Genomic DNA, 12540 nt, shown 5'->3' with positions numbered 1-12540 from the left:
TATAGGGTCCAGTCTTCCGGATGGATATGCGAATTTAATTTTCCAGGGCGCGGTATTTTTCCCGCAAATTGTTACGTATCGAGATAGCGAACATATTCAGACCGATAATAACCATCACCAGTAACAGCGACGTCGCGTAAACCAAAGGTCTGGCCGCTTCGACATTCGGGCTCTGGAAGCCGACGTCGTAAATATGAAACCCTAAATGCATAAACTTTCTATCCAGATGCAAATAAGGAAAATTGCCGTCCAAAGGTAAAGTCGGTGCCAGTTTCACCACACCGACCAACATCAAAGGCGCTACTTCGCCAGCTGCACGCGCTACCGCTAGAATCAAGCCGGTCATTATCGCCGGGCTGGCCATCGGCAATACCGTGCGCCACAAGGTCTCTGCTTTAGTGGCGCCCAGCGCCAAACTGCCTTCTCGAATCGATTTGGGAATCCGCGACAAACCTTCCTCGGTAGCGACAATCACCACCGGTAAGGTCATCAAGGCCAGCGTCAACGAGGCCCACAGCAAACCGGGCGTACCGAAGACCGGGGCGGGCGCGGCTTCCGGGAAAAACAAGCGGTCGATATTGCCGCCGATGATGTACACGAAAAAGCCCAAACCGAACACACCGTAAACGATGGACGGTACGCCGGCCAGATTATTCACGGCAATGCGGATCACCCGGGTGATAAAGCCCTGCTTGGCGTACTCACGTAGGTAAACCGCAGCAATTACCCCGAACGGCGTGACGACGACCGCCATCAGCATCACCATCAACACAGTACCGAAAATAGCCGGGAAAATACCGCCTTCGGTATTGGCTTCACGCGGTTCGTCGCTCACAAAAGTCGCGAAATTTCCGACATATTCGACACATTTGTCCAACACACTCATCGTGTTGGGGCGGGTCATTTTCACCACCCGATGCAAGGGCAAACTAATTTCTTTTTGCCCGGCTTCCGCAACCACCAAACTATAGCGTTTGCTTTCCTTGCTCAACTTGCCGATTTGTTGCTGGATGGCTTGGTATTGTTTTTCGTATGTCTGCTTTTGCGCGGCAAATTCCTGTTTGGCCGCATCGTTCCAGGCATTTTTCAGTTCCAGCGCGCGTTGCTTCAAGCGCAAGCGCTCCAATTCATAGTTGATCGCCCCGACTTCATGGTCTTGTAAGCTATCGATTTCGTCGTGCTGCTCCAACACTGTCGCCAGTTTTTGTTGCGCCACTTGCCAGGCCTGCTCGCCTTGAGCGATTACCGCGCCGTCTTCCTTAACCGCCAGCAAGCGGCCGTAGAAATTACCCCACTCGCGGCGTTCGACCATGATCAAATCGTCCGGCGTGGATTGGCTGTGAATATATTGTTGTTGGATCCAGCGAAAATCGCTACCGAGAATATCGCGGTTACCGGTTTTTACCAGATGCTGCACTAGGTATTCGCCATTATCCAGCAACTCATGTCCGGCTGCTCTGGCTTGCGCGGCCGGTAATAGCGAGTTGGCCACCGCTTCACCGATAATGGAACTCTCCGGGCCATCGCGATCTTGATAGCGATATTCGATAATGTCGGCCGGCCAAAAATGCCCCAAGCCCCGCACCGCAATCAGCAGCAGCAAGCCAACCACCAATATCAGATTCAAACTGACCGCGCCGGCGGTCATCCATATCCAGGGCGAACCGCTCTTAAACCATGCATTAATCATAATGAGCTGTATTTTTGTCTTAAATTCTGCCGAATGACTTCAGCCAGTGTGTTGACTACAAACGTGAACATGAACAGTACCAAAGCCGCCAGAAACAGCACGCGATAGTGGGTGCTGTTGACTTCCGATTCCGGCATTTCCACCGCGATATTCGCCGACAGTGTGCGCAGACCCTGGAATATACTCAAATCCATTACCGCGGTATTGCCGGTGGCCATCAGCACGATCATCGTCTCACCCACCGCACGACCGAAACCGATCATGATCGCTGAGAAAATACCGGGGCTGGCAGTCAGCAACACCACCTTGGTCATGGTTTGCCAAGGCGTGGCCCCCAGCGCCAAAGAGCCGGTAGTCAAATGCTTGGGCACACTAAAAATCGCGTCTTCGGCGATGGAGAAAATCATCGGAATGACCGCAAAACCCATAGCCAAACCAACGACCAAGGTGTTGCGCTGGTCGTAACCAATACCAAATTCCTCGCGCATCCAGGTGCGCAGATCGCCTTTAAAACATAAGGCTTCGATAGTCGGACTTAACTGAAAAGCCAGCCAGGCGCCGAATATCACCACCGGAATCAACACCACCGCATCCCAACCGTCGGGGATTTTGTGGCGGGTTTGTTCCGGTACGAATTGCCAGAAATAGGCAAAAATCATCACGGACAGCGGCACAACCATCAATAAGGCAAAAATCCCGGTGAGATTAGCTTCCACGAAAGGTGCCAGCCACAAGCCGGCTAAAAAGCCCAAAATCACGGTCGGCAAGGCGCCCATGATTTCCACGCCCGGTTTCACGTACTGGCGCACGCTGGGCGCCATAAAGTAACCGGTATAAATCGCCCCAAACAGCGCCAGCGGCACACCCATCAGCATCGCGTAAAACGAGGCTTTTAAGGTGCCGAACACCAGCGGCGTCAAGCTCATTTTCGGTTCGAAATCGTTACTGGCCGCCGAGGATTGCCAGATGTAATCGGGTTTTGGATAACTTTCGTACCAGACTTTGTTCCATAACGAGCTCCACGATACTTCCGGATGTTCGTTTTCGATAGTCCAATGATTGATTTTGCCGTCTTCGGTTTGCAGTAACATGGCATTGGCGCGCGGCGATAAGGTGACGGAAACAGGTTTTCCGCCAGCGATTTTTTCCTTGATCAATTCCCGCTCGGCGGTGGAACTGTAAATGCCGATCTCGCCGTTGGCGTCAGCCGCCAACATACCTTTGCGGCGCTGTTCCGGATTGATGGTAATAATCGGCGCGTCGGATACTTTAAACGCCCGCAGCTTTTCGATGCTGAAATGGTTTTGCTGGTCGCGGACCATTGACCATTGGGCCATCACGCCGCTGGTGTCGCCGATCAGTAGAGAAATATCGCCGTTCAAAAACTCCATGCTGCTGATTTGCACGCCTTGGTTTAGCACATTAAGTTTATGTTTGATCTCGGGTTTGCTCTTGTCGAGAATATCGACGACAGTCAAATCCCCGGCACGGCTGGCCAGGTAAAGGTTACGCAACTCTTTATCCAACAGGATGAAATCCACGTCATCCGCGGCCATCTCGACCACGGAGTCGGTGGCTTCCCAAGTGCCTTCATCGTCGAACAGCGATTCTTTCTTACTGAGACTGCTCAGCACCATGCGGTTATCAGCGGTTTTAGCCAGCAAAGTGCTGTTTTTATCGCCCAACTTCACCGCCAACTTGGTTAGCGCCTGGCCTTGCTTATCCACCACCAGCGGTTCGGCCCCTAAGGGATATTGAATAGCAGGGGTAATGACCCGCTTGCCTCCGGGATAAGACAATTTGTAATCATGCTTGACGACCACGGCACGGCCATCGGATAAACCAAAGGCGATTACCCCTTTATCGACACCGCCATGCGCGTAACTGGTGATTTGTACTTGCTCGGGGATAGGTAGGGCATCCACGCGAATCAGTTGACCCGTGGCAACGCTAAAAAATATCGCTTTGCCGGTGTCGGTAAACCGCACCGCCACTTCGTTCTGTTCTTCCATCGACAGGAAAACGGTATTGCCCAGCACCTGCTCGGGCACGTCGTAACGGCCGACCACTTCCGCGTGGGAGGGCATCAGTATCGGGAAAACCACATACAGCAAATAGAAAAAGATTAACACCACCGCCAGGATAATACTCAACCCGCCGGCTACGACGCCACGAGCCACCATTTTGTCCTTTACTAGCCGCCAACGCTGATAGCGCTCACTGGTCGCCGTCTGAAACAGCGTGGCTTTCGCTTGAGTGGAATGGACTTCAGTCATAACTAGGTATCGTGAGTTAACAAAAAGCGGCGCCGAACAATCGCAACGCCTTCAGAGACAAAAAAGCCGATAAAACTACAGAATTATCGGCTTGATAGTATACAAGATCATCCACCATTACTTGGCGAGAGGGGCAATGACATTGTTGGTATTAGCCAATCCCTTGCTGCATCCATGCAGAATTGTCCCTTTATCAGGCATCCTTGGCTGATGTAATTACTGAATCAGAGTCAGAGCTTTTTCGACTGCCTTGGCTGGCAGCGGAATGTAGCCGTCTTTGATCACAACTTGTTGGCCGGTTTTGGACAACACCATTTTGATGAACTCTTTTTCCATGGGGGCCAGCGGCTCGTTAGGTTTTTTGTTCACGTAAACATACAAGAAACGCGATAAGGGATAAGCACCAGAAGTGGCATTTTCCGGGCTAGCCTCAACAAATGGCTGGCCGTCTTTCAAGGCAAGAGGCACGGCTTTTACGCCCGAGGTGGAATAACCGATACCGGAATAACCGATGCCGTTTGCCGACGTCGTAACCGATTGCACGACCGACGCGGAACCGGGCTGTTCGTTGACGTTACTTTTGAAGTCACCTTTGCACAGTGCTTCGTCTTTGAAGAAACCGTATGTACCGGAAACCGAGTTACGGCCATACAGCTGAATAGGTTTGTTTGCCCATCCGCCCGTCAGGCCGGCTTGACCCCAGGTGGTGATGTCAGTGGCATAACCGCATTTACGGGTTGAAGACAAAATCGCATCCACTTGCGGAAGGCTCAAGCCTTTAACCGGATTGTCCTTGTTGACGAAAACCGCCAGCGCATCGATAGCAACCGGAACCGCAGTGGGTTTGTATCCGTATTTGCTTTCGAAATCGTCGATTTCATTGTCTTTCATTTTCCGACTCATCGGACCCAAGTTAGCGGTACCTTCGGTCAAAGCCGGCGGCGCGGTTGAAGAACCGGCTGCTTGAATCTGAATGTTGACGTTGGGGTAAATCTTGCCGAATTCTTCGGCCCACAAGGTCATCAAGTTAGCTAAAGTATCCGAGCCAACGCTGGAGATATTGCCGGACACGCCGCTAGCTGCCGCGTATTCGGGCAAAGCGGGGTCCAAAGTCGCGGGAGCCGCCACAGCTTCGCCGCCGACTAAAGCGGCCGATGCAAAACCAAATCCTAAAACCAGCGATTTCAGCTTGAATGTATTTTTCATATATTTTCTCGAAATGTTTAAAACTTAAGATTCATATTGCCAACCTAGCGTGACAATAGTATGAAGCAAATGTGACAGTTTTATGACAACGCACCTAATCCTGAGCGGCCGCGCAAATCCAGCACGCCACTAAAGCCAGCCCGGACGTTTTCCAACTTTAAAAAACTGTAACTGAAATCAACGGCTTGATCATTTTCAACATCCTCTCTGACAAGCTCCCGCCATTGCCTGGCATCAATCTCCGGGAAAAAGGTGTCACCCTCGAAGGTTTTATGGATTTCGGTCAGATACAAATAATCGGCATACGCCAGCATGGCTTCATATAAGGTGGCGCCGCCAATCACGAATAGCTCCGGGCTATCGGCATAGCATTGCAACACGCTATCGATGTCGCCAAACACCCGGCAACCGGGCTGTTGATAACTCGGGTCGCGGCTGATAATGATATTCTCCCGTCCCGGTAAGGGCCGACCGATGGCTTCATACGTCTTACGCCCCATCAATATCGGCGCGCCCATGGTGATTTGTTTGAAGCGTTTCAAGTCGGCCGAGAGATGCCAGGGCATTTGGCCGTTCAGGCCAATGGCGCGATTACTGGCCATCGCCACGATCAGTGATATTTTCATGCGGAGTGTTTAAGATGGGCTTTGTGAGCAAAACATCATACTAGAAACCATCGTTTATGAAGAAAAACATCCTGCTGGTATTTACCGGCGGCACCATCGGTTCGCAGCTCAGCGGCGACACCATCAATACCGACGGCAGCGCCGGTTTTAAGTTATTGCAATGCTTTACCGAACAAGACGCGAAGCCGGATTCGGTAAACTTCAAAACCTTGCAGCCCTTGCAGATTCTCAGCGAAAACCTGCATCCCAGCCACTGGCCCCAGATCATCACTGCGATTGAAGCCGAGGACTTAAGCCAATTCGCCGGCATCATCGTCACCCACGGTACCGACAGCCTGGCCTTTAGTGCTGCCGCACTAAGCCTGTATTTCAATGGATTGTCGATTCCGCTGCTGCTGGTTTCCAGCGATTTGCCGCTGAACAACCCGCAAGCCAACGGCGTGGCGAACTTTCTATGTGCGGTGGAATTTATCCGCCAAATTGGTCTGGCCGGCGTGTTTGTGCCTTACCGCAATCCAGGCCAAACGACGCTGATTCATCTCGGCAGTCGACTATCGTCCTGCCTGCCCCTAAGTAGCGATTTTATCAGCGTGCAGTCGCAGGCCTGGATGCGCTTCGAGAACGGATGCTTCCACTCTCTGCAAAATCTAGCACCCGACACGCGCTCGCCGATTGCGCTTAAACCCGATTTTTCCAAACGAATATTGTTGATCAGACCTTACCCAGGCCTGGATTACGCTGCTTACAATCTCGATAAGGTCGATGCAGTACTACACGACCTCTACCACTCCGGGACGGCTTGCGCCTCTGCCGCAGCAGGAGAGCAATACAGCTTGGTGGAATTCGTCAAACGCTGCACGAGGCGAGGCATCAAAATTTATCTGGCACCGGCGTTATATTCGGAAAGCGCATACGCCTCGACTCGCGAGCTTTTGGATGTGGGCGCGGAAATGATCTGGAATACGTCGTTGGAAGCGGCTTACGCTAAATTGTTATTGGCTTACGGCAATTTCGATACGCCGCAGGCAATTTCTGGGTATTTGGCACAGAACTTGGCCCACGAGCAACTGGGTAATTAGAGGGGGACTTTAGTGCGTCGAGCCTGATGGCTAAACTATAGCGAGGAGCGGATTACCTAAAGGCAATCCGCTTAATAGCTGGGAGCTATGGCTTAGCTGGCGCGGGTACTGGCGGCTTTTTAACCAAAACCTTGGCATCCGGTCCCATCGACACAGAATAGTCGGTGGAGGAAATCACGTTCTGACTGGCGATGTCCACAACCCTCAGCGACACATAGACATTGTTGTAGCCAGGAGCAAACGATCCTACGACGACCGCTTTAGCCCCAACGTTATTTAAAGCTTCCTTGGTTTTATCAGGCAGTTGCAGGATACCGGCTTCGTTTTTAGCAAAAATTTCGGTAGGCAGTTCCATACCCATCACCCGGTAACCGGAACGATGAAAGGCCGAGGAAATTTGATCGGAGACAATTCGGCCAAACGCCAGTGTTTGCTCCAGTTCGCCGACATTAACCAGCGAATTGATGACCACCAGACTACCTCTGGGCAAAGGTTCGCGCAAATCGAGAAGGAGCTGATCGACAGCCTCGTAGCTTACCTCGACCAAATCGTCATCTTTGACTTCGCTAGCCCGAAAACCCCGGCTACAACCGCTCAGCATGATCAGCGCCAAAGCCATCAGCGCCATCGTCTTTTTGTTAACCATAAGACTTCTCCTCTCGTAATTGTTGAAGTTATCAGAGCTTAAAACAGCAAGCCAGTCAATCTAATTTACTACCGCAGTATACACAGCATTGCGCTGGAGAATTGCTTGAACAATGCCAGGCAAATCCCTGGATTTTTTTGAACGCTTATTGACCGCTTTCGGTAACAATCACACCGATGCCGTTTTTCTGCAGCAATTCCTTAATCGTGGAAACACTGGCGGGATTATCGTAAGGACCGACCTTAACCCGATGCCAGATAACATTGCCGACCTTAGCTTTCTCAACCCGGGATTCTATGCCGAGCGATGCCAGCTTAGCCTTGTGGCGCTCGGCTTCTGACGCTTCCCGGAAGGAACCGGCCTGCATAATGTATTTGGCGGCTTTGGTTTTACCGACTAGTTGCTCGCGCACCCTGGTTTTGATTTCGTAATCGGGCACCACCACTTCCGCTTGTGGCAGTATGGTATAAAAATCGTAACGCGGTTCTTCAGGCTCCGCTGGTTGCGGCGGCTCCGCCGGTTTTTCCGGCTCAACGGCCGCTTGAGTTTGCGGTTTGACCGGTAACTCTTGCTTTAACTTCTCCACTACTTGCGGGATCTCCGCCTCCGACTTGCCCGCCACCAACTCCGGTACCATTTTGCGGATCATGTTCAAAAACACCCCAAAAGCTACAATCAGCGCGATGACCAGCAACCAACGCCAAGGTGCCACCGAGGACTTTTTCGGCTTTCTGCGACTGTTGGTGTAACTGGGGCTTTGAACGCGGTGCTTATAGTCTCTGGCCATTACATCGCTTCAGGTGCATTGATTTTCAATAGGGATAGGGCGTTGACCAATACCTGCTTCACGGCGCAAATCAAATTGATACGCGCATTGCAAAGCTTGTCGTCGTCTACCAGGAACTGATGTGCGTTGTAATAACTGTGGAACTGATTGGCCAGTTCACGCAAGTAATGAATCAATTGATGAGGTTCGTAATTCACAGCAGCACGTTCCAAAGTTTCCGGGTACTTGGAAAGTGTAGTCAGTAACGCGGCTTCCTGCTCTTCGGTCAACAGATTCAGATGTTCCATACCTAACTGCGGATTGCGTTGCCGGCCTTTTTCGTCGAGCTGGCGCAACACGCTGCACACCCTGGCATGCGCATACTGCACATAATAAACCGGATTTTCGTTGCTTCTGGAAGTAGCCAATTTCAAGTCGAAATCCATATGTTGTTCGGATTTACGCATCACATAAAAAAAGCGGCACGCATCTCTACCCACTTCGCTGCGCAGTTGTCTTAGGGTGACAAACTCGCCGGAGCGGGTAGACATTTGTACTTTTTCGTCGCCGCGATACAAGATCGCAAATTGCACCAGCAATACTTTCAGTTTGGATTCGTCGGCGCCCAAGGCTTGTATCGCCGCTTTCACGCGCGGAATATAACCGTGGTGATCCGCACCCCAGATGTTGACGATTTGATCGAAGCCCCGATCCAATTTGTGCATGTGATAGGCAATATCAGAAGCAAAATAGGTGGTCTGGCCGTTATCGCGCACCACGACTCTATCTTTTTCGTCGCCCAGGCGACTGGAAGCAAACCAACTAGCACCTTCCTGCTGATAAAGATAGCCGGCCGCATCCAGACGCTGCAAAGCCTGTTCAACAGAATGATCGTCCATCAGCGAACGCTCGGAAAACCACTGTTGATAACTCACGCCGAATTCAGCCAAGTCGTCTTTAATGTCGTCCAGAATTTCGTCCAGACCGGCTTGAAACACCTCTTTATAAGCGTCGCCGAGCAAGGCTTTGGCTCGGTCGATCAACGCATCAATGTGTTTTTCCTTATCGCCGCCTTGCGGTTCGTCGGCGGGCAAATCCGCCATCACTAGCGCGGCAGCTCTGCGGTAAGCGTCGCCGGCTTTCTTATGCAAATTCGCGGAAATATCTCGGACATACTCGCCGCGATAGCCATTGCTAGGGAAAGGCAGAACTTCGCCACAGGCTTCCAGGTACCGCAACCAGACGCTGGTGGCGAGAATATCCATCTGCCGGCCGGCATCGTTCACATAGTATTCTCGTTCGACTTCAAAACCGGCTGCCGCCAGCAAATCCGCCACCGCAGAACCATAAGCTGCACCGCGGCCGTGGCCGACATGTAAGGGACCGGTAGGGTTGGCGGAAACGAATTCGACTTGCACTCGCTTGCCAACGCCGATCTTGCTCAAACCGTATTCCGACCCAGTATCGAGTATCTGTTTGACGACCTGAAATTGGCTATCGGGATTGATGAAGAAATTGATAAATCCGGGGCCGGCGATATCAACCTTGGTGATCAGCGCATCGCTCGGCAGCGCCGCGACGATTTTTTCGGCCAGCTGTCTAGGATTAAGTTTGGCCGGCTTGGCCAGCAACATCGCCAAATTGGTGGCGAAATCGCCGTGTTGCGCATCGCGGGTGCGCTCCAAATTGATTTGCGCAATAAAATCGTTTTCGAGAATACCTTGAGTTTTAAGGGCTGTAACGGCTTGTTGTAACAGGGATTCCAGCTTTTGTTTCATCGCGTTGAAAAATGGGGATTTATCGGAAAATACCCTGCATTATCCATGAAAAACAAATTATTGGCTAGGACGCTCGCCGAACAGCGCCGTGCCGATCCGCACCAGCGTTGAGCCTTCGGCAACCGCTGCCTGTAAATCGCCACTCATGCCAAACGAAAAAGTATCGAGATCGTGACGATCAAGTTGCCGCACTGCCTGATAGAGCCGCCGATACGGCAGGCATTGCGCCTGATAATCCTGCTGCGGCTCCGGAATCGCCATCACCCCACGTAAACGCAAATTGGGCAGCTTACCGACTTGTTCGATCAGTACCGGCAAATCCGCCAATTCAATGCCGGATTTGCTAGCTTCATCGCTGATATTGACCTGCAAGCAGATATTCAAAGGCGGCAAATAGTCCGGACGCTGCTCGCTGAGGCGTTCGGCTATTTTTAGGCGATCAACACTGTGCACCCAGGCAAAGTGCTGGGCAATAGGCTTGGTTTTATTGGATTGAATCGGCCCGATGAAATGCCAGCTAATATTGAATGCCGCCAATTCCTGCTGTTTTTTCAGCGCTTCCTGTAAATAATTTTCGCCAAAATGGCGCTGACCGAAACGGTAGGCTGCAGCAATATCGGCGGCGGGCTTGGTCTTGCTGACCGCCAATAACTGCACACTCCCTAGTGAACGCTGCGAATTGATTTCGGCCTGACGGAGCTGCTTGCGTACCGTGGCGAAACGCTGAGCGATACTATTCACGATCCTCAGCCGCCGACTCTTTTTTGGCGAACAATCGCGAAAACAGCAATCCGGATTCAAACAACAACCACATCGGCACCGCTAACAGAGTTTGCGACAAAGCGTCGGGCGGCGTCAAAAACATCGCGATGACAAACACCCCAACGATGACATACGGCCTTTTTTCAGACAGCGTTTCCGGGGTGATGATGCCGGTCCAGACCAATACAATAGTGAAAATCGGAATTTCGAACGATAAGCCGAAGGCAAAAAACATCGCCAATACAAAATCCAGATAAGTGGCTATATCTGTCATCACCGCCACGCCGGCCGGCGCCGCCGACGTGAGATAGCCGAATACCAGAGGAAATACCAAAAAATAGGCGAACGCCGCACCACTATAAAACAACAGCGTACTAGCCAATAACAGTGGCGCCACCATCAGTTTTTCATGGCGATATAAGCCGGGCGCCACAAAACCCCAGAACTGGTAAAGAATGAAGGGAATGGAAACGAACACCGCCACCACAAACGCAAGCTTGAACGGCGTGAAAAACGGCGAGGCCACATCAATGGCAATCATCGTGCTGTTTTTCGGCATGTGCACTAACAGCGGCTCGGCCAGATAGGCGTAAATCTCGTTGGCGTAGCTTGCGGTACCAACAAATACCAGCAGCACGCATAACACAACCTTTAACAGGCGGTCGCGCAGTTCGACTAAATGGCTGAAAAATGACTGCTCGCTATCCAGCGGTGCTTGGCTTGTCATCGTCCTGATTGATTTCTGTCGCTGCCTGAGCATTGAAGTTAATATCGTCGAGAGCCGACTGAGTATCCTGCACCACTTTCTGCAATTCGCCTGCTATGGACTGTTGCTGGATTAACTGGCGCATTTCCTCGGCGTGCAATTCCTGTTTAATTTCCGCCTTAGCAGTGGCCAACACAGTACGGGCTTTTCCTACCCAAAACCCAGCCAAGCGGGCCGCTTTCGGCAATTTTTCCGGGCCGAGCACCAATAGCGCTACCAACCCCACCATCAACAATTCTGAAAAACCGACGTCGAACATATCGCAGACTAAGCTCGGTCTTTTTCTTTATTAGTGACTTCGCCTTCCAAAGGCTCCTCTTCCTTGCTTGCAATCGCCTTATCTTCGCTGCCTTCCTTAACGGCAGAACGAAAGCCCTTAATCGCTTCGCCAAGATCGGCGCCGATATTTTTCAGGCGCTTGGTGCCAAACACCAAGATCACGATAACTAACACTACTAATAAATGAGGGATGCTTAAACCCATTGTTCACTCCTTAATTTTTACTATCAGGAAATATCGCGCTGCGCTTTTTCCTGTAAACCGGACAATCCGAAGCGCCTTTGCAACTCACTGATCACATGTTCCGGCCCGAGTTCCTGATGCGCCAACATCACCATGCAATGAAACCAAAGATCGGCGGTTTCATACACTATTTTATCCTTATCGCCGTCTTTGGCGGCAATCACCGTCTCGGTAGCCTCTTCGCCAATTTTTTTCAAAATATGATCCAAGCCCTTGGCGTATAAACTGGCTACGTAGGACTGATCGGCGGTTTGCAGCTTGCGCTGCTCAAGAACCTCGGCCAATTGCTGTAAAACTTCGCTCATTAGCTTTTGTTTGGATTGAAAATTGCAAAATCATAGCACGTTGCCGAAGCAGCCAAAAAAAATCTATCGGCAAAAAAAAGCCTCCCTATGCTTGCGCAGAGGAAGGCAAAAAAACCAG

General features: G+C 51.3%; 13 protein-coding genes. 1 reads left to right on the top strand and 12 read right to left on the bottom strand.

Features of this window, described 5'->3' with window-relative positions:
* Window positions 1–34: 34 nt before the first annotated feature.
* The 4 genes from pstA to QLH52_RS11060 form a co-directional block, all read right to left on the bottom strand.
* Window positions 35–1690: a phosphate ABC transporter permease PstA gene (pstA, locus tag QLH52_RS11075; RefSeq protein WP_319961581.1), complete on the bottom strand. Its 1656-nt coding sequence runs from the start codon at window positions 1688–1690 to the stop codon at window positions 35–37.
* Window positions 1687–3966 (bottom strand): ABC transporter permease subunit, encoded by a 2280-nt coding sequence (locus QLH52_RS11070; RefSeq protein WP_319961580.1) that lies wholly within the window; start codon window positions 3964–3966, stop codon window positions 1687–1689. Before QLH52_RS11070 ends, pstA begins: the two co-directional genes overlap by 4 nt.
* A 216-nt stretch (window positions 3967–4182) precedes the next feature.
* On the bottom strand, window positions 4183–5172 hold the full coding sequence (locus QLH52_RS11065) for a PstS family phosphate ABC transporter substrate-binding protein (protein ID WP_319961579.1): 990 nt from the start codon (window positions 5170–5172) through the stop codon (window positions 4183–4185).
* Between the two features lie 80 nt (window positions 5173–5252).
* On the bottom strand, window positions 5253–5798 hold the full coding sequence (locus QLH52_RS11060) for a dihydrofolate reductase (protein WP_319961578.1): 546 nt from the start codon (window positions 5796–5798) through the stop codon (window positions 5253–5255).
* Window positions 5799–5854: 56 nt separating this feature from the next.
* Between QLH52_RS11060 and QLH52_RS11055 the strand changes: the two genes are divergently transcribed.
* Complete coding sequence (locus QLH52_RS11055; protein ID WP_319961577.1) at window positions 5855–6877, top strand: asparaginase; 1023 nt, start codon at window positions 5855–5857, stop codon at window positions 6875–6877.
* 85 nt (window positions 6878–6962) lie between these two features.
* On the opposite strand, the gene QLH52_RS11050 is transcribed toward QLH52_RS11055, so the two are convergent.
* The 8 genes from QLH52_RS11050 to QLH52_RS11015 form a co-directional block, all read right to left on the bottom strand.
* Window positions 6963–7523 (bottom strand): FlgO family outer membrane protein, encoded by a 561-nt coding sequence (locus tag QLH52_RS11050; RefSeq protein WP_319961576.1) that lies wholly within the window; start codon window positions 7521–7523, stop codon window positions 6963–6965.
* A gap of 145 nt (window positions 7524–7668) precedes the next feature.
* On the bottom strand, window positions 7669–8310 hold the full coding sequence (locus QLH52_RS11045) for an SPOR domain-containing protein (protein ID WP_319961575.1): 642 nt from the start codon (window positions 8308–8310) through the stop codon (window positions 7669–7671).
* Window positions 8310–10067, bottom strand: a complete 1758-nt coding sequence (argS, locus tag QLH52_RS11040) for an arginine--tRNA ligase (protein WP_319961574.1) — start codon at window positions 10065–10067, stop codon at window positions 8310–8312. The genes QLH52_RS11045 and argS overlap by 1 nt, the downstream gene beginning before the upstream one ends.
* Before the next feature lie 57 nt (window positions 10068–10124).
* A complete protein-coding gene (locus QLH52_RS11035; protein ID WP_319961573.1) occupies window positions 10125–10808 on the bottom strand; it encodes a YggS family pyridoxal phosphate-dependent enzyme in 684 nt (227 codons plus the stop codon).
* Window positions 10801–11556 (bottom strand): twin-arginine translocase subunit TatC, encoded by a 756-nt coding sequence (gene tatC, locus QLH52_RS11030; protein ID WP_319961572.1) that lies wholly within the window; start codon window positions 11554–11556, stop codon window positions 10801–10803. The genes QLH52_RS11035 and tatC overlap by 8 nt, the downstream gene beginning before the upstream one ends.
* Window positions 11531–11854 (bottom strand): Sec-independent protein translocase protein TatB, encoded by a 324-nt coding sequence (gene tatB / locus QLH52_RS11025; RefSeq protein WP_020484215.1) that lies wholly within the window; start codon window positions 11852–11854, stop codon window positions 11531–11533. Before tatB ends, tatC begins: the two co-directional genes overlap by 26 nt.
* An 8-nt stretch (window positions 11855–11862) precedes the next feature.
* Entirely contained in the window at window positions 11863–12078 is a 216-nt protein-coding gene (gene tatA / locus QLH52_RS11020; RefSeq protein ID WP_033156884.1) for a Sec-independent protein translocase subunit TatA, read from the bottom strand.
* Window positions 12079–12101: 23 nt separating this feature from the next.
* Window positions 12102–12422, bottom strand: a complete 321-nt coding sequence (locus tag QLH52_RS11015; RefSeq protein WP_171697187.1) for a phosphoribosyl-ATP diphosphatase — start codon at window positions 12420–12422, stop codon at window positions 12102–12104.
* Window positions 12423–12540 lie beyond the last annotated feature (118 nt).

It is taken from the genome of Methylomonas defluvii (assembly GCF_033949435.1).
Classification (GTDB): domain Bacteria; phylum Pseudomonadota; class Gammaproteobacteria; order Methylococcales; family Methylomonadaceae; genus Methylomonas; species Methylomonas defluvii.
This window is presented reverse-complemented; position numbering and strand designations above follow the sequence as displayed.